The 24,507-nt window shown below is 71.2% G+C and carries 21 protein-coding genes and 2 pseudogenes; 16 read left to right on the forward strand and 7 right to left on the reverse strand.

What is annotated here, in order from left to right; all coding sequences use genetic code 11:
• The first annotated feature begins 262 nt into the window (after positions 1 to 262).
• The 7 genes from IF09_RS0115475 to IF09_RS0115505 all read left to right on the forward strand — a co-directional run bounded on the left by IF09_RS0115475 (position 263) and on the right by IF09_RS0115505 (position 8,756).
• On the forward strand, positions 263 to 1,537 hold the full coding sequence (locus IF09_RS0115475) for a phenylacetate--CoA ligase family protein (RefSeq protein ID WP_030295979.1): 1,275 nt from the start codon (positions 263 to 265) through the stop codon (positions 1,535 to 1,537).
• Entirely contained in the window at positions 1,534 to 2,826 is a 1,293-nt protein-coding gene (locus IF09_RS0115480) for an MFS transporter (RefSeq protein WP_078613266.1), read from the forward strand. The genes IF09_RS0115475 and IF09_RS0115480 overlap by 4 nt, the downstream gene beginning before the upstream one ends.
• Positions 2,823 to 3,959 (forward strand): GNAT family N-acetyltransferase, encoded by a 1,137-nt coding sequence (locus IF09_RS0115485; protein ID WP_030295983.1) that lies wholly within the window; start codon positions 2,823 to 2,825, stop codon positions 3,957 to 3,959. The genes IF09_RS0115480 and IF09_RS0115485 overlap by 4 nt, the downstream gene beginning before the upstream one ends.
• Positions 3,956 to 5,125 carry an acyl-protein synthase gene (locus IF09_RS0115490; RefSeq protein ID WP_030295986.1) on the forward strand — a complete coding sequence of 390 codons (1,170 nt, stop codon included), beginning with the start codon at positions 3,956 to 3,958 and terminating at the stop codon, positions 5,123 to 5,125. The genes IF09_RS0115485 and IF09_RS0115490 overlap by 4 nt, the downstream gene beginning before the upstream one ends.
• On the forward strand, positions 5,122 to 7,638 hold the full coding sequence (locus tag IF09_RS0115495) for an aldehyde dehydrogenase family protein (RefSeq protein WP_030295988.1): 2,517 nt from the start codon (positions 5,122 to 5,124) through the stop codon (positions 7,636 to 7,638). The genes IF09_RS0115490 and IF09_RS0115495 overlap by 4 nt, the downstream gene beginning before the upstream one ends.
• A gap of 224 nt (positions 7,639 to 7,862) precedes the next feature.
• Positions 7,863 to 8,237 (forward strand): hypothetical protein, encoded by a 375-nt coding sequence (locus tag IF09_RS0115500; protein WP_030295990.1) that lies wholly within the window; start codon positions 7,863 to 7,865, stop codon positions 8,235 to 8,237.
• Positions 8,238 to 8,390: 153 nt separating this feature from the next.
• Positions 8,391 to 8,756, forward strand: a complete 366-nt coding sequence (locus IF09_RS0115505; RefSeq protein ID WP_030295992.1) for an ArsR/SmtB family transcription factor — start codon at positions 8,391 to 8,393, stop codon at positions 8,754 to 8,756.
• Positions 8,757 to 8,778: 22 nt separating this feature from the next.
• Here IF09_RS0115505 and IF09_RS0115510 read toward each other — a convergent pair whose 3' ends face one another.
• Entirely contained in the window at positions 8,779 to 9,783 is a 1,005-nt protein-coding gene (locus IF09_RS0115510; RefSeq protein WP_030295994.1) for an NAD-dependent epimerase/dehydratase family protein, read from the reverse strand.
• Between the two features lie 118 nt (positions 9,784 to 9,901).
• The gene (locus IF09_RS0115515; RefSeq protein WP_030295995.1) at positions 9,902 to 10,237 is read right to left on the reverse strand and encodes a hypothetical protein; all 336 of its coding nucleotides are present in this window, start codon (positions 10,235 to 10,237) and stop codon (positions 9,902 to 9,904) included.
• Between the two features lie 164 nt (positions 10,238 to 10,401).
• Here IF09_RS0115515 and IF09_RS0115520 point away from each other — a divergent pair, with 164 nt between their 5' ends.
• From IF09_RS0115520 to IF09_RS0115540, 6 genes and pseudogenes are all read left to right on the forward strand, one after another.
• Positions 10,402 to 10,680, forward strand: a complete 279-nt coding sequence (locus IF09_RS0115520) for a hypothetical protein (RefSeq protein WP_051832483.1) — start codon at positions 10,402 to 10,404, stop codon at positions 10,678 to 10,680.
• A gap of 87 nt (positions 10,681 to 10,767) precedes the next feature.
• Positions 10,768 to 11,277 (forward strand): annotated as a pseudogene (locus IF09_RS44695) (hypothetical protein); the annotation flags it as partial.
• A gap of 6 nt (positions 11,278 to 11,283) precedes the next feature.
• Positions 11,284 to 12,711: a hypothetical protein gene (locus IF09_RS0115525; protein WP_030295999.1), complete on the forward strand. Its 1,428-nt coding sequence runs from the start codon at positions 11,284 to 11,286 to the stop codon at positions 12,709 to 12,711.
• Complete coding sequence (locus IF09_RS0115530; protein WP_030296001.1) at positions 12,708 to 14,054, forward strand: vWA domain-containing protein; 1,347 nt, start codon at positions 12,708 to 12,710, stop codon at positions 14,052 to 14,054. The genes IF09_RS0115525 and IF09_RS0115530 overlap by 4 nt, the downstream gene beginning before the upstream one ends.
• Before the next feature lie 49 nt (positions 14,055 to 14,103).
• Entirely contained in the window at positions 14,104 to 15,216 is a 1,113-nt protein-coding gene (locus tag IF09_RS0115535; protein WP_030296003.1) for an ATP-binding protein, read from the forward strand.
• Positions 15,213 to 18,017 (forward strand): DUF5682 family protein, encoded by a 2,805-nt coding sequence (locus IF09_RS0115540; RefSeq protein WP_030296005.1) that lies wholly within the window; start codon positions 15,213 to 15,215, stop codon positions 18,015 to 18,017. Before IF09_RS0115535 ends, IF09_RS0115540 begins: the two co-directional genes overlap by 4 nt.
• Positions 18,018 to 18,020: 3 nt before the next feature.
• Here IF09_RS0115540 and IF09_RS0115545 read toward each other — a convergent pair whose 3' ends face one another.
• Entirely contained in the window at positions 18,021 to 18,554 is a 534-nt protein-coding gene (locus IF09_RS0115545; protein ID WP_030296007.1) for a hypothetical protein, read from the reverse strand.
• 132 nt (positions 18,555 to 18,686) lie between these two features.
• Here IF09_RS0115545 and IF09_RS48215 point away from each other — a divergent pair.
• Positions 18,687 to 18,875: pseudogene (locus IF09_RS48215) on the forward strand (SpoIIE family protein phosphatase); the annotation flags it as partial.
• Between the two features lie 199 nt (positions 18,876 to 19,074).
• The gene (locus tag IF09_RS0115555) at positions 19,075 to 19,434 is read left to right on the forward strand and encodes a VOC family protein (protein ID WP_030296009.1); all 360 of its coding nucleotides are present in this window, start codon (positions 19,075 to 19,077) and stop codon (positions 19,432 to 19,434) included.
• 70 nt (positions 19,435 to 19,504) lie between these two features.
• On the opposite strand, the gene IF09_RS0115560 is transcribed toward IF09_RS0115555, so the two are convergent.
• The 4 genes from IF09_RS0115560 to kdpF are packed head-to-tail and all read right to left on the reverse strand — an operon-like array spanning position 19,505 to position 24,078.
• Positions 19,505 to 20,182 (reverse strand): potassium-transporting ATPase subunit C, encoded by a 678-nt coding sequence (locus tag IF09_RS0115560; protein ID WP_030296011.1) that lies wholly within the window; start codon positions 20,180 to 20,182, stop codon positions 19,505 to 19,507.
• A gap of 22 nt (positions 20,183 to 20,204) precedes the next feature.
• Positions 20,205 to 22,304 carry a potassium-transporting ATPase subunit KdpB gene (gene kdpB, locus IF09_RS0115565; protein WP_030296013.1) on the reverse strand — a complete coding sequence of 700 codons (2,100 nt, stop codon included), beginning with the start codon at positions 22,302 to 22,304 and terminating at the stop codon, positions 20,205 to 20,207.
• Positions 22,301 to 23,980 (reverse strand): potassium-transporting ATPase subunit KdpA, encoded by a 1,680-nt coding sequence (gene kdpA / locus IF09_RS0115570; protein ID WP_030296015.1) that lies wholly within the window; start codon positions 23,978 to 23,980, stop codon positions 22,301 to 22,303. The genes kdpB and kdpA overlap by 4 nt, the downstream gene beginning before the upstream one ends.
• A gap of 8 nt (positions 23,981 to 23,988) precedes the next feature.
• A complete protein-coding gene (gene kdpF / locus IF09_RS44700; protein ID WP_037634895.1) occupies positions 23,989 to 24,078 on the reverse strand; it encodes a K(+)-transporting ATPase subunit F in 90 nt (29 codons plus the stop codon).
• Positions 24,079 to 24,350: 272 nt separating this feature from the next.
• Here kdpF and IF09_RS45640 point away from each other — a divergent pair, with 272 nt between their 5' ends.
• Positions 24,351 to 24,506 carry a hypothetical protein gene (locus IF09_RS45640; protein WP_158709980.1) on the forward strand — a complete coding sequence of 52 codons (156 nt, stop codon included), beginning with the start codon at positions 24,351 to 24,353 and terminating at the stop codon, positions 24,504 to 24,506.
• Position 24,507 lies beyond the last annotated feature (1 nt).

Genomic DNA, 24,507 nt, shown 5'->3' on the forward strand with positions numbered 1-24,507 from the left:
TCCCGATGTCAGCGTGGTTTCGGCCCCGCAGGCCAGAAGTCTGCCGTTCTTGGCCGAGGTCGGCCTCGTTCGATTTGGCGGTGCGTTCCTCTTGTCTCATCATGTGAACGGACGTCAGGTTGCAGCCTCGCTCGCCAACTCCATGCGACGTGCGCATTGTTGACTGATCAACCGGTGAAAGTGGTGTGAGTTCCACCACGCCGCCCCGACGCGTCACCTGTCTCCCGCCTATTCAACTTTCATCTTTCGAGGTAAAGGCAGCATGCCCGTCCAGCAGTTTTCAGACCTCGTGCGTTTCGCCCGGCACGCCTCTCCTTTCTACGCCGACCTCTACGCGGACCTGCCACCGCACGTGAGCCGGATCACCGACGTTCCCGTCGTGGACCAGGACAGGTTCTGGGCAGCCAACACCCTGCACGACAACCGCGTCCTGACCGCCCCCCTCGGGGAAGCCGTCGTGTTCAAGACGGGCGGCACCACGGGCACGCCGCGGTTCTCCTGCTACACCCGTGAGGAATGGCAGGAGTTCGTCACCGCCTTCGGTGCCGGGATGGTCGACGCCGGCCTGCGGCCCGGGCACAGGGTCGCCGACCTCTTCTACGCCGGTGAGCTCTACGCCAGCTTCCTGTTCATCCTGGACTCGCTCGCGCACGCCCCCGTCGCCAACGTCCGGCTGCCCATAGGCGGCGGCGCCCCGCTGGAGTCGACGGTCACCACGCTCGAGGACTTCGCCGCCCACGTCCTCGCCGGCACGCCGACCACCCTCTGCCGACTCGCCGAGCACCTGACCTCCGCCGGCCGCCAACTGTCCGGCGTGGAGTACCTGTTCTTCGGCGGGGAAGCCCTCTTCGCCGACCAGCGCCGCCTCCTTTCGGCCGCCTTCCCGGGCGCCACGCCACGTTCGCTCGGCTACGCCAGCGTCGACGGCGGCCTCCTCGGCCGCCCGGTGCCCGGCACGGACGACGACCCGCGCACGCACCGCCCGTTCACCCCGCACACCCTCGTCGAGATCCTCGACGAGACGACCGGCGAACCGATCCGCGAGCCGGGCCGGCCCGGACGGGTCGTCGTCACCCAGCTTTTCCGCCGCCTCATGCCCGTCATCCGCTATCCCGCCGGCGACCGCGCCGAGTGGACCGACGCCGAGGGCGGTGCCTTCCGCATCCTCGGCCGGGCCGAGGAAGGCGTACGCGTCGGCCCCGTCTCGCTGTACTGGCAGGACGCCACGGACGCCGTCGCCGAGGCCGACACCGCCGGCAGGGTCACGGGCATGCAGCTCGTCGTCCGCCGATGGGACGGCCGCGACGGACTCGTCCTGCGCCTGGCCACCGCCCCCGGCCAGGACCCGGCCGGCCTGGAGGTCTTCGCCAAGGAGGTCGTCACCGGGCTGAACACCGCCCGGCCGCTCTACCCCGACAGCGTCGCCGCGGGATTCGTCCACCCGCTCCGCGTCGAGTGGGCCCGCCACCGCGACCTGGTGGTCAACTCCCGCTCCGGCAAGCTCGTCCGCGTCATCGACGAGAGGCCGACCGCATGACCGCCCCGGCGCCCGAGGCCGCCGGCCGGCGGCTCCCCCTCGTCCTGCGCAACCGCGCCTTCGGGACCGTATGGCTGGGCCAGGTGCTCACCCAGGCCGGCGTCCGCATGTTCCAGGTGGGCATCTCCTGGTGGCTCATCGGCTACGCCACCTCCGGCGACGGCGGATTCGCGGCAGGGCTGTTCATGGCCGTCAGCACGCTGCCCGCCGTGGTCCTCGCCCCGTTCGTCGCCCGCGCCATCGCCCGCTTCGCCCACCGCTCGCTGCTGCGCACCGCCGCCGGCGGCGCCGGAGCGGCCGCTGCCGCTCTGGCCGTCTGGGCCTGCGCGAGCGACCTGCCCGTCGCCGCGGCCTACGCGGCGGCCCTCGCCCTGGCGACCTGCCAGGCCTTCTTCGACCCGTGCCTGACCACCTCCGTCCCCGAGCTCGTGGACGACGCGGACATCGAAGCCGCGACCGGCTTCGAGCTGTCCACCCAGTCGCTGGCGAGCCTCGGCGGAGCCCTCCTGGGCGCTGTCGTCGTGGACGCCGCCGGAGTGGCCGGTCTCGCCGTGGGCTGCGCAGCCGCCTACGCCACGGCCGCCCTGCTCATCGCGACCGTACGGTTCCGCACCGCCAGTGCCGGCACCGCCGCGCACCCCGAGGAAGCGGAGGCCCCGCGGACACTGCGTCAGCTGCTGGGCGCCATGCCCTATGTCCGAGGGATCCTCCTCTGCTTCACCGCGGCCAACCTCTTCACCACGGCCGTCTTCGTCGTCATGCCGCTGTACACCGCCTCGGTGCTGCACGGCGACGGCGGCACCGTCGCCCTCCTGGAGGCCTCGCTCGGCGTGGGCACGCTCATCGGCTCCTTCACCGGCGCACGGGTACCCGGCCGGCCCGTCGTCGTCGGCACCGCGTGCCTCGCCGCGATGGCCGCAGCCCTCGCCGTGCCCGGGCTGATCGCCGCCCGGCCCGTCATCGCCGGGGCCCTGCTGGTGACCGGCTGGTGCGTCGGGGTGATCGGGGTCCGCTTCGTGGCCCTGTTCCAGCGCCTGGTTCCGGCCGCCGACAAGCCCGCGTTCTTCGCCGTCATGCAGGCCGTCCTCGGTGCGACCTTCCCGGTCGCCTCGCTGCTCTTCGGGTTCCTCGGCGACCACCTCTCCGCCCAGACGCTGTGCCTGATCCAGGCCGCCGGACTCGTCCCCGCCGCCCTCGCCCTGGCCCTGCTGCCCGGCCACTCCCGCCCGGCGGGCGCGCCCGACCCCGCTCCCGCGCCGGAGCCGACCCCCGCAGGAGGCGCGCGATGACCGCCGCGATCGAGCAGGCCACCCCGGCCGACATCGCCGATCTCCGCCAGCTCTACTACGCCGTCTACGGCCCGCACTACCCCACGGCCCTCGGCACCGACCCCGCCGAGATGTCCCGGCTCATCCGGGACCCGCACACCCTCTGGCTCGTCGCCCGCTGCCCCCGTACCGGCGCCCTCGCCGGATCCGCCGCGGTCCACAGCGAACCCGGCAGCCGGGTCGGCCGCCTCGAAGGGCTCGCCGTCCACCCCGACCAGCGCGGAACCGGGCTCGCCGGGCAGCTGACCGAGGCCGTGTGCGCCGGCACGCTCGATGCCGGGACGCTCGACTCGGTGTACGCCACCGTCCGTACGGTCAGCGCCGGACCCCAGCGCGTCGTGGCCCGCAACGGCTTCCGCCCCCTGGGCATCCTGCCCAACGCCGTGGAGCTCAGCAGCCGCGAGAGCCTGGCACTCTACGCGCGTCACTCGCCCGGGGTGCTGGACCGCCGGGTACCCGTCGCCGAGGTGCCCGCCTCCCTGGTACCGCTCCTGCGCACCGCCGGGGCGAGCCTGGGCATCAGCTACGCGGACGCCCGGCCCACGCCGCCGGTGCCCGCGCCCGCCGGGCCGGCCGCGCGGCCGCTGGAGATGATCGAGGCGCCGGCCTTCGTCCGCCGCCGCTTCCACCAGCACTTCCCCGACACCGGCCGCTGGTTCTACCCGCTGCACACCCCCAACATCCTCCTCACCCCCGACGACGGCGGCTTCGAGGTTTACGCCTATCTCAACCGCACCGGCGGCTACTGCGCCCTGGTCACCGCCCACCCGGACCCGGCGGCCGCCGCCGGCTGGCTGGAGCCGGTCACCCGGACGCTCACCCGCGCCGGCGCCGGTTACGTGGAGGCACTCGTACCCCTGGAACACCACGCCGCGCTCTCGGCCTTCGCCGCCGAGGGCTTCATCGCCGGGGCCCTGTACCCGGCCATGCGCCGGGACGGCGACGGCTTCCACGACTACGTGGTGATGTCCCGGACCACCGAGCACATCGACTTCCGCGGCGTGGTCGTCGACCCGCCCCTCCAGCCCTTCCTCGATTCCTATGTGTCGGCCTGGGCGTCGGCCCATCTGCCCGTACGTGAGGTTGCTTCATGACCCCTTCCACGACCCCCCCGAAACCCCATCTCGCCCCCGTCGACGTCCCCGACGCCGCGGCCCTCGGCCGGGTCCAGCAGCTCTGCGACCTGACCGAGCCCTACACCTGCGGCCCCGCCGAGGAAGCGCTGTTCGCCGCCGCCATGGCGGAGATCAACGCCTGGCACCGTGACCGGTCCCCGTTCTTCCGCAGCCTGTACGACGGGGAGCGCCCGGACACCCCGTACGAGGCACCCCTGGTGCACGCGAACTTCTTCAAGCGCCACGAGGTCCTGTCCATACCCGAGGACGAGGTCCACCTCCACCTGACCTCCTCCGGGACCACCGGACAGAAGTCGCAGATGTTCTTCGACGAGTGGACCATCCGCTCCGCCCAGCGCATGGTCGCCCGCATCTTCGACCACAACGGCTGGATCACCCCCGACCAGCCCGTCAACTACCTGCTCTACAGCTACGAGCCCGCCCGCGACCTCAACCTGGGCACCTCGTTCACCGACAACTACCTGTGCGACTTCGCTCCGGCCCGGCAGGTCGAGTACGCGCTGCGCAACACCGGCAGCGGCCACGAGTTCGACCCCTTCGGCTGCGTCGCCGCCCTGCGCCGCTTCGCCGAGGACGACGCACCCGTCCGCATCCTCGGCTTCCCCGCCTTCCTCTGGTTCACGCTGGAGCGGATGCGCGCCATGGGCGTCGAACCGCTGAAGCTCCCGGAAGGGTCCCTGATCGTCCTCGGCGGGGGCTGGAAGGGCCACACCGACCGGCAGATCGGCAAGCACGAGCTGTACGCCCGCGTCACCGAGCAGTTGGGGGTCCCCTCAGAGCGGATCCGCGACACCTTCGGGTCGGTCGAGCACTGCATCCCGTACATCGAGTGCGCGCACCACAACCTCCACGCACCCGTCTGGTCCCGCGTCTTCATCCGCTCCACCCGCACCCTCGAGCCCCTCCCGTACGGCGAACGCGGCTACCTGCACCTGGTGTCCCCGTACATCACCTCCGTACCGGCGCAGAGCGTCGTCATGGGCGACCTCGCCTCGCTCCACCCGGGCGACGAGTGCGGATGCGAGCTGAGCACCCCGTGGTTCACGATCCACGGCCGGGCCGGCGTCAGCCGCAACCGCAGCTGTGCCGTGGCCGCCGCCGAACTGATGAAGGGAATGGCATGACCGACACCATCAACCACCACTACTGGCAGGGCACCTTCATCGGGGACGACGAGGCCGCCCGCCGCCTGGCCACCCTCCCCACCGCCGTCGAGGCCGCACTCGGTGCACCGCTGGACACCGAGACCGTCCTCGCCGCCTGCGACGCCCTCTCCCGCGCCCTGCGCGACCCCGGCCACCGCGTACGGGAGCGGCTGGCCCCGCACCTGCCCGCGGACGGCGACACGGAGCGCGAAGAACTCCTGGCGGAACTCGCCGGCTTCCTCGACCGCAGCTCGCTCACCCGCAAGCTCCGGCGCGAGCTGGGCAGCGCCGCCCCGCAGCGGCTGAACCGCCCCGACGCCAAGGAGACGGTGTACGAGGCCTGGGCGCCCGTCGGTCTGGTCGCCCACATAGCCCCGGGCAACGCCGCCACCGTCGCCCCGCTCAGCCTGATCGAAGGGCTTCTCGCCGGGAACGTCAACGTCCTCAAGACCAGCAGCTCCGACACCTTCCTCGCCCAGCACCTCCTCGCCGAACTCGCCGCGCAGGACCCGACCGGCGCCCTCGCCGAGCGCATCATCGTGCTGCGCTTCCCCTCCTCCCGCCAGGAGTGGCTGCGCCTGATGTGCGCCCCCGCCGACGCCGTCGCGGTCTGGGGCGGCGAGTCGGCCGTCGAAGGCGTCGCCGCCCATGTCCCGGCCGGCTGCCGCCTGGTGGAGTGGGGGCACAAGATCTCCTTCGCCTACCTCACCCAGGACGCCTGGGAGGACGAGGCGACGCTGACGGCCCTGGCCCGGGACGTCTGCCTCTTCGAGCAGCAGGCCTGCTCCAGCCCCCAGGTCGTCTACCTCGACACCGAGACGGGGAACACCGAGGTGCTGCACGCGTTCGCCGAGCGCCTCGCCGCGGCCCTGGACGCCCGTCCGGCGCCCGCCGCGGCGGACCTCGACCCGGCCGAGTACGCCGAGCTGACCACCACCGAGCACCTCGCCCGCCTCGAGGAGCACCTGGGCCTCACCCGTGTCCTCGCCGCCCCCGACGGCACCTGGCGGGTCATGGCCGACACCCGGCCGGCCCTCACCGCCTCCCCGCTGCACCGCAGCGTCTGGGTGAAGCCGCTGCCCCGCAAGAGCCTCATGGCCACACTGCGTCCCATGCGCCGCTACCTCCAGACGGCGGGCATCGCGGGCAGCCGCACCGACACCGCCGAGCTCTCGGCCCTGGTCCTGGCCGCCGGAGCCACCCGGGTCACCCCCGTCGGCGCCATGACCGCGGGCTACGCCGGTGAACCGCACGACGGGGTCTACGCCCTCCAGCGCTACAGCCGGCGCGTCGCCGTCCAGGCCGACGAGCGCTTCGCCGCCACCGCCTGTCTCGACCACCTCGTCCGCCCGGCCGTCTTTCCGCCGGCCACCGGGCCGCTGCTGGACAAGGCCGCCGTCCAGGACCTCAACCGCGGGGTCGACCGGAGCGACGCCGAGCTGTACTTCCGCAGCGGGGGCAGCACGGGTACGCCCGCCCTGTCGCTGTTCACGTACGCGGACTACGACACGCAGATGCACGCCGCCGCCCGCGGCCTGCTCGCCGCCGGCTACGACCCGGCCCGCGACCGTACGGCCAACCTCTTCTACTGCGGCGGCATGTACGGCGGGTTCATCAGCTTCTTCTCCATCCTCGAGCGCCTGGGCGGCGTCCAGATGCCGATGGCAGCGGGCTCCGACCACCGCGCCACCGCGGAGATGATCGCCGCGTACGAGGTGGACACGCTCTTCGGCATGCCCTCGTACCTCTGGCAGCTCCTGAACGAGGAAGCGGACCTGCTGCGCTCGTACGGAGGCCTGCGCAAGATCTACTACGGCGGCGAGCACTTCACCGACGCACAGCGCAGGACGCTGACCGAGACGTTCGGCATCGAGGTCATCCACTCCCTCACCTACGGCAGCACCGACCTCGGCCCGCTCGGCTACCAGTGCACGCAGAGCAGCGGCAGCGTCCACCACCTCCATGACGACCTGCACACCCTGGAGATCGTCGACGTCGACGAGGACCGTCCCGTGGCGCCGGGAGAGACCGGCCGGCTCGTGTTCACCACCCGCGCCCGCCGGGGCCAGCAGCTCGACCGGTACGTCATCGGCGACCTCGGTCGCGCCCTGCCCGGACGCTGCCCCTGCGGGAGCCACGCCCCGCGCTTCGAACTGCTCGGCCGGCTCGGCGAGGTGATGCGGGTGGCGACGTACTTCCTGAACTACCGCCGTTTCGTGGCCATCGCGGGGGAGTGTCTGGGGTACGGCGGTGAGCTCCAGGCCGTGCTGACCGCCGGGGCCCTCCGTGAAGGCCTCACCCTGCGGATGGAGAGCGCCCACGCGCCGGACCCGGACCGGGCGCGCGAGGCCTTCCTGGGCGAGTACCCCGAGGTTCGGTCGGCCGTGGCGGAGAAGCTGCTCGACTTCGCGGTCGAGGTGGTGGACGGGGCCGCCCTGTCCCGTACGGCGACGAGCGGGAAGCTCCTCGCCGTGGTGGACCGCAGGCGGTAGCCCCGGCACACCCAGTGCGTGCCGCGCGCACCGGGTGTGCCGGGCGTGCCGGGCGTGCCGGGCGTGCCGGGCGGATCTTAGACGGGGGAGGGGGCGTTTTTGGTCAAATCTCCCGTTCTCCTCACGCCGCCGCGCACGCTCAGTAGCGTCGGTCTCACAAGAGGTCCGGCGCACGGCGGAAGCGGGCGCGGGGCGTGGACGGAGAGAAGAAGGAGCGGGCGCCGATGGCGAATGTGGAAGTCTCGTTGAAGGAGACCATGACCTCGATCGAGGGGACCCTGGGAGTCGCGCTGGTGGATTACACCAGTGGTATGGCACTGGGGACTCTCGGGGGTGGCAAGGACCTCGACCTGGCGGTCGCCGCCGCGGGCAACACGGACGTGATCCGGGCCAAAGTCCGCACGATGGAAATGCTGGGCCTGCGCGATGAGATCGAGGACCTGCTGATCACCCTGGGGAGTCAGTACCACCTGATCCGGCTGCTCAAGGGACGGGAGACCCACGGCCTGTTCCTGTACGTCGTACTGGAGAAGGCCAACTCCAATCTGGCGATGGCCCGGCACCAGCTCAAGCGCATCGAATCCGCTCTGGAGTTGTAGCCCCTCTCGTTCTCGGGCCCACGCATGCCCACGAATTGAAGAACTCTTCAATCCGGCACATCCGAAATTGGTCAAGCAGAGGCGCGCGTGGGCCCATCGGGCGGAATGATGGGCGGTGGTGGCGGTCGAGCAACGGTGGGAGCGTTCGTGAGCATGCAGGTACCCCTGTACCAGGCGAAAGCCGAGTTCTTCCGCATGCTCGGACACCCCGTCCGGATCCGCGTCCTGGAGCTCCTGCAGAGCGGTCCGATGCCCGTGCGCGAACTCCTCGCCGAGATCGACATCGAGCCGTCCAACCTGTCCCAGCAACTCGCGGTCCTGCGCCGCTCCGGAATCGTGGTCTCCACGCGGGAGGGTGCGACGGTCAACTACGCGCTCGCCGGCGGCGACGTCGCCGAACTCCTGCGCGCGGCCCGCCGGATCCTCACCGAACTCCTGGCAGGCAAGAGCGAACTCCTCGCCGAACTGAGGCAGGTGGAACCCGGGGCCGGTACTGCGGGACGGGGCCCCGGTCGCTGAGCGCCCTCACGGGCGGACGACGCTACTTTGACGACACCCCTTCTTCGAGAGCGTCGAGCAGCTCGCGCTCGCGCCCCGCGCTCAGGCCGGCGCGCCGTTCCCGGTCCAGACCCTGCTCGCGTTCCCAGGCCAGCGTGTCGGCCAGCAGCTCCGCCCGGGACCGGTGCCGCAGTCCCGCGGCGCGCGCCGCGGACCCGTCCCGGGCCAACGCCCCTTCCCAGCCCGCCTCGACCAGCCACATCGGCAGCGACTCGGCCCCCATGTACTCGGCCACGCCGTTCGCCAGCAGCCATGCCGAGTCGGCGACGACCACCGGACCGGTGTGCCCGCCCGTCGTACGGGACAGCTCGATCCACTCCCGGAACGGAACGACCGGGCCGACGGCGTTGTACGTCCCCGTGCTCCCGTTCTCCGCGGCGTCGAGCAGCCAGGAGGCGAGGTCCCGTACGTCGATGGTCTGCGTCGGTGCAGCCGGTTCGTCGGGAACCAGCATCGGCCCGTGCGGATCGCGCGCCGCGCGGGCCACCCAGTACCCCGAGCGGCCGGTGTGGTCCCCCGGGCCGCCGATGAGTCCGGCACGTGCGATGAGGAGGCGCTCGCCCAGGGCGGCCGCCGACGCCTGCTCGCAGGCCGCCTTGGCCTCGCCGTACAGCGCGCGGTCGACCTCGCTCAGGTCCGTCGGAGGCCGGAGCGGCGCGGACTCGTCCGCTCCGGGCGTGGCGTCGGAGGCGTAGGCGCTCACCGAGGAGACGTACGTCCAGTGCCGGGCACGGTCGCCCAGTGCGTCGAGCGCCCCACGGACGAAGCCCGGCTGCCACGACACCTCGACGACCGCGTCCCACACGCGGTCGAGCAGGGGCGCGTACGCCGCGGGGTCGCGCCGGTCCGCGGCCACCAGCCTCGCCCCGTCGGCGACTGCGCCGCTCTCACCGCGCGCGAGGCACGTCACCCGATGGCCGCGCCCGACCGCCTGCCGCGACAGCTCCCGGCCCACCCATGCAGTTCCGCCCAGCACCAAGATCTCCATGCCGACACCCAAGCATCGGCAGCCTCGGACATCCATACGGATTCGCTGACGGCGGACCCGGCGCCGGAGCCGGCTTTGCGGCGGGGGAGAGAGCCGCTAGCCCGAACGGGTGAGGTTGCTACTCCTCGGTGACCGGGATGTTGATGCCCAGGTTCCGGATCAGCACCCACTCGACCTCGTCCGCGATGGGGAACTCACCCTCGACTTCGGTGTCGGTGACGACCGTGAGCACCGTGCCCGTCGGCTCCTGCTCCACCAGGTTGAGGTGGAGCACCTCGGGCGTGGCCACGATCGGCGGGCTGGCGAGCTCCAGCACGAGCCGGAAGCCGGAAGAGGGGCAGGCCGCCACACCCTTCACCCTGACCGAGCGCCTGCCGCCGCTCGTCCGGTGTTCCGTCGCCTTGAAGTGCTCGGTCTTGTACTCGCACGCAGGTCCGTCGGCCTGTTCAGCCATGTTCGCTCCTCTTGGACGGGGCGCTGCCCCCGAGACCGGTGTTCGGCGCCGGTCCGTATCGGCAACACCCACACCGCTTCACCCTCGGCGCTCCCGCGGGCCGGCGCAACTCCGGCGCCTCGGGATACCGGCCCGTCGCCCGGTCGGTGGCTAGCCTGGGCTGCATGAACTCCTCCGCCGCGCCCGGCCCCGCCGCCGCCCCCGACCGGTACACCGTCGTCCTGCGCCCGGGGCTCGCCGAGCCCGGGGGCTCCCCGCGCCGGGGCGTGCTGCGCACCGCGCTGGTCGAGGCCACCGGTGAATTCGGGGCCTCCGGCTATCCGCGGTACGCGGGCGAGGGCGTACAGGCCGACATCGACCCGAGGACCCGGACCGTCGAAGCGGTGACGGTCGACGGCGCGGAACTCCCGTACGGCTGGGTGGCCCAGGTCGCAGACGCCTGAGGCCGAGCCCGGGGCATTGTCAGTGCTCCCGCCTATGTTCAGCAGTGTCCCGCCGATCGGCGCGGAACTCCCCTTGCTGCATAGGAGATGGGTGCGTTGTCAGACTGGGAGAGGTCGAGCACGGCCCGGGTGGTACCACCCGCGCGGCCGCGCAAGCTCGCCAAGGTCCCGTTCGTCGAGCTGGCCGACGGTCGCTTGCAGGGCGTGGTGTCCAGCGGTTCGGACATAGAGCGCGTCTACGTCTCGTCGGTCGCGGCCGGTACCTACGCGTTCGCCTGCAGCACCAACAACAACCGGCCCTGCGGCGGCGCGCGGGGCTCGTTCTGCAACCACATCAAGGCCCTGGTCGCGGAGGCCGTGCTCCAGTACGGAGCTCCGCGCGTGGCCCGCTACCTGCGGGTCGAGGCTGCGGACGGCGAGCCGACGGCGGTGGGCATCGCCGCCGGCATGAGCAGCACCCGTCCTCCGCAGGGGGACAACAAGGCCGCCGCACCCGTCTTCAGCCGGTTCCTGCGCCACCTGGCCTACCTGGAACTCGCGCCGACCACCGCACCGTTGCCGGAGATGCAGTGGTTCCCGCCGACCAGGGCGGTGGCGACGGCGGTGCCCCCGCGCGAGCCCGGTCCGGGCCCGGGGGAGCGTACCGGCCTGCTGGGCGAAACCATCGCCGGGCTCGACGAGGCCCTCGCGGCCGTCGACGCCTTCGACGGGGCCCTCGTCGCCGGTCTGCTCCGTCCCCGGCCCGCCGAGGCCGCCGGGCTGACCGAGCTCGCCCGGGCCGTCGCGGGGACGCCGCTGGGCGCCAGGGTCGCCGAAGCGGCCGAGAAGGCGGCGGCCGGAGCCGCCGGCGAAGACCACTTCGTGGCCCTCGCCGCCGCCCGCACCGCACTGCTCGGCTCCGTGCACGACGCGCTGACGACCCGCGTCGACGAGATGACCGGCCGGCCCCACAGCGGGGATGAGGCCGTCCCGGCACCCGGAGGGCAGCAGACGCCGAACCTGCTCGCCGCCGCCCGCTCCTGGCTCTCGGATCTCGCCCGCGCCGGCTGGCAGGGCATCGACCACGACCTGGTCTCCGCGTCGGCGCCCGTCGTCTCCGCGATGCTTCCCGACCCGGAGCTGCGCCGCCTGGCGACGCTCCTCGACGGGTTCGCCGCCGAACTCGCCGCCTCCTGCCCGGGTGTGTCCCTGGACCGGATCCCCGCGCGCCGCTGGGCCGACCTGTGGTCGCGCGCCCTGCTGCTGACGCTGCCCGGCGCGGCCGGCGCCCCCGCCACCGGCACGGCCACCGGCCGGCTCCTGCCGCTCGGCATCGACCTGCACGAACACGCGACCGCCGTACAGGCCGAGGTCCATGCGGTGTTCGAGCCCGCGGCCGGCTCGGTGCCCCGCCTGGTGCGGGCCGGCGTATCGGTGCCGAAGCCCGACACGGTGGTAGGAGCCGGCCTCTGGCAGCTGCTCCGTCCGCACATGTCGCTGCTGGCGGCCGCCGGTGAAGGCCGCTCGATGGACCTCACCGACATGCCGATCACCGCCGAGGGCGACCTGATCTGGAGCGAGGCGTGCGCGCGCCCGGGGGAGGCGGCAGACGCCTTCGCCACCGCCCGTGTGGCCCTGCCCCCTGCGGCCGCTGCGGTGGCGGCACCGCTGGACCGGCACCCGGCGCGGATCGCCGTACCCGTCTTCCTGGAGGGCTACGCCACCCGGCAGGAGGACGACGGCGCACTGACGTGGACCACCGCCGGCGGCGACCTCGCCGTCGACACGGACCGGATCCCGGCCGCCGGACCCCTCACCCCGGAAGCCGTTGCGGCGTCGAACGCATGCATCGGCCTGCTCCGCTGGGACGCCGGGACGTTCAGCGTCCAGCCGCTCGCCGTCGAAACCACCGCCCGGAAGAAGGCGGTCGCGGTGCACGCAGGGGCATGGGCGGGCGGCACGGCCGACAAGGCCGGCGTGAAGGCCGAGAAGGCCGCCACCGACGCCGCGGCGGTGCTGCGCGAGCGAGCGGGAAGGCTGTTGCGGAAATGACCGGACAGGAACCCGGGGTGCTCCCCGCCCCCGAAGACAACCGCCGTCAGGTCCTGTACTGGCGGCTCCTCGGCCGGCTGTTCGATCAGGAGGAGCAGGCGACGCTGGAGTCGGCGAGCCTGGCCGTGGTCGAGGACATCGGCCTGCCGACCGCCCTGCTGGACCCGCAGGTGTCCGTCGATTCGATCGTGCAGCGCCACCCGGAGCTGGCCACCGAGTTCGAGGGCCTGATGGTGCCGCCGGAGCCCGCGCCGGAGGGCGCAGGTGAAGACGGACGGGACCGGGCCGCCGAGGTACGGCGCGCAGCGCTCGTCTCCAAGGTGCTGCTCAACGTCTTCTCCTCCGGGTCCGGCACGGTCACCGCCGGGCAGCTGTCGCGCTGGCAGTCCGACGCGGGCTGGCTGGAGCGCTCGCTCGGCTGCAAGCCCGGCGAACTGCGCGGCCCCCGGGCCGGCGGAATCGGCCCGGAACTCGGCGCCATCGAGGCCGGCCTGGTCAAGCGCATGCACCTGCGCGAGGTGCTCGCCGACCCCAAGCTCGCCGCGCAGCTCACCCCGAGCATGTCCCTGATCGAGCAGCTGCTGCGCGACAAGAACAACCTGTCCGGCGTGGCCCTGGCCAACGCCAAGGCCCTGATCCGCCGTTTCGTCGACGAGGTCGCCGAGGTGCTGCGCACCCAGGTGGAGAAGTCCACGGTCGGCGCCCTGGACCGGTCTGTGCCGCCCAAGCGGGTGTTCCGCAACCTGGACCTCGACCGGACGATCTGGAAGAACCTCACCAACTGGAGCCCGGAGGAGGAGCGGTTGTACGTCGACCGCCTCTACTACCGGCACACCGCGCGCAAGACGACGCCGCAGCGGCTGATCGTGGTCGTCGACCAGTCCGGCTCGATGGTGGACTCGATGGTCAACTGCACCATCCTGGCCTCGATCTTCGCCGGGCTTCCGAAGGTGGACGTCCACCTCATCGCGTACGACACGCAGGCACTCGACCTCACGCCGTGGGTGCACGACCCCTTCGAGACCCTGCTGCGGACCAAACTCGGCGGCGGCACCGACGGCACCGTCGCGATGGCGCTGGCCCAGCCGAAGATCGCCGAGCCCCGCAACACCGTCGTCGTGTGGATCTCGGACTTCTACGAATGGCGGACCGAGCCGCTGTTCGAGAGCATGGCCGCCATCCACCGCTCGGGCGCCAAGTTCATCCCCGTCGGCTCGGTGACCAGCTCCGGCCGCGGCAGCGTCAATCCGTGGTTCCGGGAGCGCTTCAAGGACCTCGGCACGCCGGTGCTCTCCGGACACATCCGCAAGCTCGTCCACGAACTGAAGACGTTCCTCGCTTAATACCCCCCTCATACCGCTTACCCATTGATGTGCTGAGAAAGGCGCCGATATGTCCGACCTGTTGCGTGCACCCGCCGAGATCAAGTACGCCGAGGAGCTGGCCTGGCTCGAGTCCGTCGACGACGGCCCGAAGCCCTTCTCCTGGCGCCTCTCCCCGAAGATGGTCCGCCTGTTCATCCTGGGATCCGAGCGCTCCGACGGCCTCGACCGGGAGATCCCGCAGAAGTGGTACGGCGACCGCAGCTTCGTCGAGCGCTCCATCGTCACCCTCGCCTCCGACCGCGGCCTGCTGCTGATCGGCGACCCCGGCACCGGCAAGAGCTGGCTGGCCGAGCTGCTGTCCGCCGCGATCTGCCGCAACTCGACGCTGGTGGTGCAGGGCACGGCCGGAACCACCGAGGACCACATCAAATACTCCTGGAACGTGTCCATGGTGATCGCCAAGGGCCAGTCGCGGGAGTCGATGATCCCTTCGCCGATCATGACCGCGATGGAGTCCGGCGCCATCGGGCGCTTCGAGGAGCTCACGCGCTCCACCAGCGACGTCCAGGACGCGCTGATCTCGATCCTGTCGGAGAAGTACATCTCGGTCCCCGAACTGGACAGCGAGAACATCGTCTTCGCCAAGCCCGGCTTCTCCGTCATCGCCACGGCCAACAGCCGTGACCGCGGCGTCAACGACCTGTCCTCCGCGCTGAAGCGCCGCTTCAACTTCGTGCGCATCCCGGTGGTGACGAACAAGAAGAGCGAGGAGGAGATCGTCCGCTTCCGCACCGAGGAACTGCTGCGCCGGCACCAGATCGAACTGGACGTGCCCCCGACGCTGCTCGACGTGCTGCTGCAGAGCTTCACCGATCTGCGAGCCTCGGCAGCCGCGGCAGGCAGCGACGACGAGAAGCTCGAGTCGGCGCTGTCGACCGCCGAGCAGATCGGCGTCCTCGAGGACGCGATCCTGCACAGCAACTTCTTCGGCGAGCGCACCCTGACCGCCCACACGCTGGCCTCCTCCCTCGTCGGATCGCTGGCGCGGCGCGAGCCGGAGGACCTGGCCATCCTCAACAAGTACCTGCACGGCGTCGTCGAGCCGCGCAGCAAGGAAGAGGGCGGCTCCTGGCCGGAGTTCCTGGAGGGCGGCCGCAACGCGATCGCCACCCTGTCATGAGCCCCGCACAGGAAGGGACGACGTTCGACGCGCTGCGCACCCAGCTGCAGGAGGCCGCCACGGCCTTCGCCGACGGCCCGGACGCGCTGGAGGGCATCCTTCTCGGCATCGTCGACGACGTCGACCGCGCGGTACGCGAACCACTGGAGGTCTTCCCGGTCTGCCACCACTCTCCGGCCTCGGCCGTCGCGATGGCGCGGCGGCTGCGGGAGAAGCAGCCGAAGGTCGTCTACCTGGAGCTGTGCGAGGACATGGCGCCGCTCCTGACCGAGCTGCGCAACTGCCGGCTCCCGGTGGCGGTGCAGGCGTTCGCGAGCGAGGTCGACGGATTCCCCGCCGAATGGGCGCCGCTGTCGGTCGTCGCACCGATCACCGAGGCGTCGGCCGAGTACCAGGCGATCGCCTACGCGCTGGACACGCCGGGCGTCGAGCTGGTCCTCGTCGACCGCTCCTCGGACCACGTGTTCCAGTGGCAGGCCGGGGCGCAGTCCACGCCCGAGCCGGCCGACCCGGACGCCCCGGCGGCCGACGAGGAAGCCGCACTGCACGGCGACGCGGTCGGCGTGGAGATCGGCGACCTGCGCCCGCGCTTCGCCGAGCTGGAGGAGCACCTGCTGCACCACGGCCGGGTGCGGCACTGGTCGGAGTGGTGGCACCAGTACGTCGAACTGCCGCTCGGCGACAGCGACCACGACACGTACCGGCAGGTCATGCTGCTGATCGGCAGCCTGTTCCGGCGTCTCGCACCGGGGGACCCGGGGCGGGTCCGTGTGGACGAGGACCGCGAGCGCCACATGTGGACGAGGATGCGCGAACACCTGGCCGCGACCGGTACCGATCCCGCGGACTGCCTGTACGTGTGCGGCGCGTTCCACGCGGCCAGCCGCGTCCCCGAGTTCGGCGTCGACGGCACGGACACCTTCGAGATCAGCCCGCCGAGCGCCAGCGCGTGGCAGTACGGACTCATCCCGTCCAGCCATGCCGCGATCGAGGCGCAGTTCGGCCTCGCCGGCGGTTCCGTGTCGATCGCCGCCACCCAGTGGGCGAAGAACCTCAAGCGGACACGGGTGAAGCCGTTCCGGCTCGAGGGGCAGGCGGGGGCGAAGAAGGCGGCCAAGCCGCGCAAGACGGCGGCTGCGCCGGCCGTCCCGGCGGGGCCGGAGTCACCCTCCGACCTGCCGGCGGACATGCTCTCCGGGTTCCTGCAGCGTCCGCCCGTCCTCGACCGGCTGGACGAGGCCGAACTGCTCGGCTGGTCGGTGGAGATCGTGCGCGCCGCGCGGCGCAACGGCTACCTCGCCTCGACCGCCGACGCCATCGCCGTCTTCGAGACGTCGATCCTGCTGGCCGGGATGCGCGATCGGGCCAAGCCCACCCCGTACGACTTCCAGGACGCGGCGATCACCTGCATCGAGAAGGACAGGGTGCCCGGCCGGCGCGACGTACGCCGCCTCGTCGAGATCATGATGGGCGGCGACCGGATCGGCCAGGTCGGCTACGAGGCGCTGCCGCCGCTCGCGCGCGACGTGCACGACCGGCTCGCACCGCTGGGCCTGGCGCTCCAGCAGCGCGGTGTGCAGCGCGCCTTGCTGGACATGGCCTCCCGTCCCGAACTGGAGAAGTGCTCCGACGTCCTGTGGATGCTGCGCCACCTGATGCCGCACGGCGCGGCACGCCCGATCATGGGCGAGCGGCGGCTCGGCGAGCGGCCGATCCAGGAATCGTGGGACCTCGCCCTGGGCACCCACCAGCGGGCGCTGATCGAGCTCGGCTACGAGGGCGTCAGCATCGAGCAGGTCCTGGAGCAGCGCCTCCGGCGCACCGCGTACGGGCCGCAGGCGACGACGGCGACGGTCCTGCAGGCCGTCGAGGACGCGACGCTGTACCTGCGCAGCCGCCGCCTCGCCGACGAACTGGGCACGCGCGCCCTGGAGGTCCTGGCGACCGAGCGCAGTGTCGACGGCGCACCGGAGGTGCTGCGGCGGGTACGGCGGCTGCTGGGCCACTACCGGACGAGCGAACCGGTGCTTCCGGGGTGGATCGAGTCGTTCGTCAAGACCGGTTACGCGCACTACTGCACCCTGCTGCCGACGGCGTTCACCGACGAGGAGGCGACGGTCCGCCAGGTCGCGGCGATGCTGGGCTTCCTGTTCAGCATGGAGAGCCTGGCGCTGTCGCTGGGCTGCGACCGGACGCAGCTGGAGCTGGCCTTCGCACAGTCCCATCCGCAGGAGCCGTCGAAGGTGGCGCTGCTGTGGGCGGCGCAGGTGCACCTGGGGGAGCTCTCCCGCACGGAACTGCGGGGGCGGTGTGACGACCTGCTGGGCAACCCCCTGGTGGTGCCCGCTTATCCGCAATACCTGAGCGGATTCCTGCAGGCGCTGGAGCCGGTGCCGCAGCTGGCCGACTTCGTGGTGGAGGCGGTGTCGAACGCGTTCGCGCGGCTGCCGGACCCGGTGCTGCTGCCGTGGCTGCCGGCCTTGATCACCACCCTGCGTTCCGGAGGCGCCGAACTGGCCCCGCTGCTGATCCGCGAGGCCGGCCGGATCTTCCCCGGCCGCCTCGCGGCACTGGACACCTGGACCCCGCCGTGGCAGGACCCCCCGCACACGGCTCCCGCCCTGCCGAGCCGCGCCGGCCCCGCCGCACTGCTCACCGTGCACCCCGAGCCGTGCGACGCCCTGGCAGCCCTGCTGGGATGGGACGATCCCTGGACTCCGCCGGCCTCCGAGGGAGCAGCCCTGACCACCCACCACCCGAAGACGGCCCTGGCCCTGGAGGCGCTCCTGAACGGGTTGTAGGCGTCAGCGGTAATCGTCGGGGTGGCCCTGCATCCAGATGTTGATCTTGTCGCGGGTGCCGATCAGCAGGGTCTGGTGCTTCTTCAGGTTCTCGAAGGAGCGGTCCCCGGCGAGCTCCGCGTCGAGCTTCTTGATCAGGGCGATCGGCTCGGGAAAGTGGCCGGGGCCCTTCGCGTCGGCCTTCATCGCCGCATCCATGCGGTGCAGTTCGTCGTAGACCCGTCCGAGGAAGTACGCGCAGTTCCCCGGGGTGCACGAATCGTCCAGGGTGGCCTGGAGTCCCGCGAAGGCGTCCCGGACCAGGCTCACCGGCTCGGAGCTCTGGGCCGACGGCGTACGGGACGCCGCGGGCGCGGTCGGTGCCGAGTCGGTGGGCGCCGTGGAGCCCGACGCGCTCGGGGTCGCCGCGGGTGCGCCGGTCGGGGTGGACGAGCCGCTGGGCGACGCACTCCCCTTCGGGCTCGTCCCGCAGGAGACGCTGAGCGCTGCGAGGGCCACGGCGACGACCGCCGCACCTCGTATCCTGGATATGGGCATGGCCATGACTTCCCCCGTGATCGTTGAGTCGGCTGACTTTACTCGGCGACGGGGGCTCACCGCCTCCCCGGACACCGGTCTGCGGTGATCCGCGCGCCCGGCGCACGTGCGGATGGCTTCTTCGGCTGCCGGATGCGGAGGCATCCCACGCGCGGGGCCGCGGACTTGGCCGGCGCCGGCCACCTGCCGCCCGCGGTCTTCGGAGCGGACAGCTCGGCCGCTCTGGCCGACGTTCCGGTGGGTCCGCCGCTGGGCACCGGGGTGGGCGGCTACGAGGGCGTCACCCGGGCGATCACCACCGAGGAGACCCTGCTGATGGTCACCGACGGGCTGGTGGAACGGCGCGGGAGGGGACGTCGACGTCTCGCCGGCCCGGCCGGCCGGACCGCTGCTGCCGGTGGGCACGGTGGCGGAGGAGCTGGTGGACGCCGTGGTGGTTGCCCTGGACGCCCGCCACGCCGAGGACGACGTCGCGGTAATCGCCGCCCGCATCCGCCCTCGCAGGCCGTAGGCTCGGGGCATGCCGCTGGAGTGGGAACAGACCGTCGTGGACTCCCGGGACCCGGCCGCGCTGGGCCGTTGGTGGGCGCAGGCGTTGGCGTGGGTCGTCGTGAACGACGCGCCGGACGAGTTCGAGATCCGCCCCGACCCCGACCGCCTGCCCGGCCTGATCTTCGTCCCGGTGCCGGAGCACAAGCAGTCGAAGAACCGCCTCCACCTGGACTTCCGCCCGGACGACCAGGCGGCGGAAGTCCAGCGCCTGCTCGAACACGGCGCCCGCCGTGCCGACGTGGGCCAGGGCCAGGACGCCACCTGGATGGTCCTCACCGACCCCGAGGGCAACGAATTCTGCGTCCTCTCCTCCCGTCGACGGCACTAGTCTCCTCGGTCGTGATCCCGGGCGGGCCGGCGGGGGAGGCGGGGTCCCCTTTGCCGCCGGGTGGCGGCCGTCAGCTCTTGGTCAGTGCTTCGAGCGCGGTGTTGAGCTCCAGGACGTTGACGCGGGGCTCGCCCATGAAGCCGAGGGTGCGGCCGGTGGTGTACGTGGCGACGAGCTTCTCGACCTGCTGGACGTCGAGGCTGTTCTGCTCCGCGACCCGGTGCACCTGGATCTTCGCGTACTCCGGGGAGATGTTCGGGTCGAGGCCGGAGCCGGAGGAAGTGACGGCGTCGGCCGGCACGTCCGAGGGCTCGACCTTGTACATCGCGGTGGAGTTGTCCGCGATCACGGCGGCCTTGGCGTCCTCGACCAGCTTGACCAGGTCCGGGTTGTCGCCCGCCTTGTTGGTGGCGCCGGACAGGATCAGGGAGTACTGCTGGTTGGCGCTGTTGGAGCCGAGGCCGTGGGAGGGGCGCGGCTGGAACCACTTCAGGTCCGGCTCGGCTGCCTCCTGCGGGTCCTGCGGGTATTGCTTCGGCAGGTTGTACGTCTGCCCGATGAGGGACGAGCCGACGACCTGCCCGCTCTTGTCCCTGATCTCGGAACCGTTGGCCTTGTCGCTGAACGCGGCCTGGGCGATACCGGTGACGGCGAGCGGGTAGAGCACGCCACAGATGACGGTCAGGACCAGGAGAGCACGCAGTCCGGCGCCGAGGAGGCGGGCGGTGTTGCCTACTGAGTTGTTCATGGCTGGTCAGCACGCTCCTAATTCAGCGCAGGCCGGGGACGAGGGCGATGAGCATATCGATGATCTTGATACCGATGAACGGGGCGACGAGACCGCCGAGTCCGTAGATCCCCAGGTTGCGGCGGAGCATCCTGTCGGCGCTGGTCGGCTTGTACTGCACGCCCTTCAGGGCGAGCGGCACGAGCGCGATGATGACCAGCGCGTTGAAGATGACCGCGGAGAGGATCGCCGAGTCCGGCGAGTGCAGGCCCATGATGTTGATCTTGTCGAGGCCCGGGTAGACCACGGCGAACATGGCCGGGATGATCGCGAAGTACTTCGCGACGTCGTTGGCGATGGAGAAGGTGGTCAGCGCGCCTCGGGTGATGAGGAGCTGCTTGCCGATCTCGACGATCTCGATGAGTTTGGTGGGGTTGGAGTCCAGGTCCACCATGTTCCCGGCCTCCTTGGCGGCCGAGGTGCCCGTGTTCATCGCGACGCCGACGTCCGCCTGGGCGAGGGCCGGCGCGTCGTTCGTACCGTCGCCGGTCATCGCGACGAGCTTGCCGCCGGCCTGCTCCCGCTTGATGAGGGCCATCTTGTCCTCGGGGGTGGCCTCGGCGAGGAAGTCGTCGACACCGGCCTCTTCCGCGATGGCCTTCGCGGTCAGCGGGTTGTCACCCGTGATCATGATCGTCTTGATGCCCATGCGGCGCAGTTCGTCGAACCGCTCGCGCATGCCCTCCTTGACGACGTCCTTGAGGTGGATGACACCGAGGATCCGGGAGCCCTTCTCGTCCTCGACGGCCACGAGGAGCGGCGTACCACCCGCCTCGGAGATCCGGTTGGCCAGAACGTCGGCGTCCTCGGCGACCCGGCCGCCCTGCTCCGTCACCCAGGCGATGACCGAACCAGCGGCCCCCTTACGGGTCTTCCTGCCGTCGACGTCCACACCCGACATCCGTGTCTGGGCCGTGAACGCGATCCACTCGGCCTGGGCGAGCTCGCCCTGGTGGCGCTCGCGCAGCCCGTACTCCTCCTTCGCGAGGACCACGATCGAGCGGCCCTCGGGGGTCTCGTCGGCCAGCGACGACAACTGTGCGGCGTCGGCCAGTTCGGCCTCCGTCGTGCCCTTGACCGGGACGAACTCGGCGGCCTGGCGGTTGCCGAGCGTGATGGTTCCGGTCTTGTCGAGCAGCAGCGTGGAAACGTCACCGGCGGCCTCGACCGCACGCCCCGACATCGCGAGGACGTTGCGCTGGACGAGCCGGTCCATGCCGGCGATGCCGATGGCGGAGAGAAGCGCACCGATGGTCGTCGGGATCAGGCAGACCAGCAGAGCCGTGAGCACGATCATCGACTGCTCGGCGTCCGCGTAGATCGCGAACGGCTGGAGCGTGACCACGGCCAGCAGGAAGACGACGGTGAGGGAGGCGAGCAGGATGTTGAGGGCGATCTCGTTGGGCGTCTTCTGCCGGGCCGCGCCCTCGACGAGGGCGATCATGCGGTCGATGAAGGTCTCGCCGGGCTTCGTCGTGATCTTGACGACGATCCGGTCCGAGAGGACCTTCGTACCGCCGGTGACGGCCGAGCGGTCGCCGCCGGATTCCCGGATGACGGGTGCGGACTCGCCGGTGATGGCGGATTCGTCGACCGAGGCGACGCCTTCGACCACGTCACCGTCGCCCGGGATGACGTCGCCGGCTTCGCAGACGACCAGGTCGCCGATCTTGAGGTCGGTACCGGGGACCTGCTCTTCAACGGAGTCCGTCAGACGACGGGCGACGGTGTCGGTCTTCGCCTTGCGCAGGGTGTCGGCCTGGGCCTTGCCGCGGCCCTCGGCCACCGCCTCCGCCAGGTTGGCGAAGATCGTGGTCAGCCACAGCCAGGCGGTGATCGCCCAGCCGAACCAGTCGGTCGGGTCCTCGATCGCGAGGACGGTGGTGACCACCGACCCGACGAGGACCACGAACATGACCGGCGATTTGACCATGACGCGCGGGTCGAGCTTCTTCACCGCGTCAGGGAAGGACTTGAGCAGGGCCTTCGGGTCGAACAGGCCGCCACCGACGCGCCCTGCCGGGGGCTTGTGTCCGGTGGACAGGTCTTCGTGCGGAGCACGGGTGGGGGTGATGGTGCTCATGAGGCGAGCCCTTCAGCGAGCGGACCCAGCGCGAGGGCGGGGAAGTAGGTCAGACCGGTGATGATGACGATCGTCCCGACGAGCAGGCCCGCGTAGAGCGGCTTGTCGGTGCGGAGCGTGCCTGCCGTCTCCGGCACGGGCTGCTGCTCCGCGAGCGATCCGGCCAGCGCGAGCACGAACACGATCGGCAGGAAGCGGCCGAGCAGCATCGCGATGCCGATGGTGCTGTTGAACCACTGCGTGTCGGCGTTCAGGCCGGCGAAGGCCGATCCGTTGTTGTTGGCGCCGGAGGTGTAGGCGTACAGGATCTCGGAGAAGCCGTGCGCGCCCGGGTTGGCCATCGAGTTGCCGGGCGTCGGCAGCGCCATCGCGGTGGCGGTGAAGCAGAGCACCAGCGCCGGGGTGATCAGGATGTAGCACGCGGCCAGCTTGATCTGGCGGGTGCCGATCTTCTTGCCCAGGTACTCGGGGGTCCGGCCGACCATCAGGCCCGCGATGAACACCGCGATGATCGCCATGATCAGCATGCCGTAGAGGCCGGAGCCGACGCCGCCGGGCGCGATCTCGCCGAGCTGCATGCCCAGCATCGCGATGCCGCCGCCGAAGCCGGTGTAGGAGGAGTGGAAGGAGTTGACCGCGCCGGTCGAGGTCAGCGTGGTCGCGACGGCGAAGATCGACGAGCCGCCGATGCCGAAGCGGGTCTCCTTGCCCTCCATGGCCCCGCCGGCGATGTCGAACGCCGGGCCGTGGTGGGCGAACTCGGCCCACATCATCAGCGCGGTGAACCCGAGCCAGATGGTCGCCATCGTGGCGAGGATCGCGTAGCCCTGGCGCAGGTTGCCGACCATGCGGCCGAACGTACGGGTGAGGGCGAACGGGATCACCAGGATCAGGAAGATCTCGAACAGGTTCGAGAACGGGGTGGGGTTCTCGAAGGGGTGGGCCGAGTTGGCGTTGAAATAGCCGCCGCCGTTCGTGCCCAGCTCCTTGATGACCTCCTGAGAGGCCACCGCCCCGCCGTTCCACTGCTGCGTGCCGCCCGTGCTGTGCCCGTTGACGAACTGCCCGACCTCGTGGATGCCGGCGAAGTTCTGGATGACACCGCAGGAGACCAGGATCAGCGCGCCGATCACCGAGATCGGCAGCAGGATCCGGACGGTGCCGCGCACCAGGTCGGACCAGAAATTGCCGAGTTCGCCGGTACGCGAGCGGGCGAAGCCCCGTACGAGGGCCACGGCGACGGCCATGCCGACCGCGGCCGAGACGAAGTTCTGCACCGCGAGGCCGCCGGTCTGCACGACGTGGCCCATGGCCTGCTCGCCGGAGTACGACTGCCAGTTGGTGTTCGCCACGAACGACGCGGCGGTGTTGAACGCCTGGTCGGGGTCGATCGACGCGAAGCCGAGCGAACCGGGCAGCACGCCCTGCACGCGCTGGAGCAGGTAGAGGAAGAGGACGCTCACTGCGGAGAAGGCCAGGACGCCGCGCAGGTACGCGGGCCAGCGCATCCCGGCCGAGGGGTCGGCGCCGATGGCCTTGTAGATCCACTTCTCCGGGCGGTAGTGCTTCTCGGAGGAGTAGACGCGGGCCATGTGGTCGCCGAGCGGACGGTAGGCGAGGGCGAGCGCGGCGACGAGCGCGAGCAGCTGCAGCACACCAGCGGTTACGGGGCTCATATCAGCGCTCAGAACCTCTCCGGGTACACAAGGGCGAGGACGAGGTAACCCAGCAGGGAGAGGGCCACGAGCAGGCCGACGATGTTCTCGGCGGTCACAGCTTGGCCACCCCTCGGGCGATGAGAGCCACCAGCGCGAAGACCGCGACCGTGGTGACGACGAAGGCCGGATCGGCCATCGTGAGCTCCTGGATGAAGTGATGAAATGGATTTCGGCCAGACGGCCGAGTAAGAGCAAAGCGCGAGCTCAGACGGGCGTTAAGACCTCTTGACGGGCTCCATACGGGCGCAGCGGAACTCTTGACGCCACCCTGACGCTGAGGCCAGGTCGTCAGGGGCGTGTGAAGAGTGGGGCGGCGGACGTTTTTTGGATGGTGACGGTCGGCGTGGCGGCGCTGACCTCGGCGTTCCCGGAGCTGTACGGCGAGCGGGTGTGGACGTGCCTCGGCATCCTGGTGCTGGTCACGGCCGTGAACCTGCGGGGCGTGGTCGACTCGGCGAAACGGCTGCGTGTGCGAGCGAGCTGAC

Source organism: Streptomyces katrae, assembly GCF_000717655.1.
Lineage (GTDB): Bacteria > Actinomycetota > Actinomycetes > Streptomycetales > Streptomycetaceae > Streptomyces > Streptomyces katrae_B.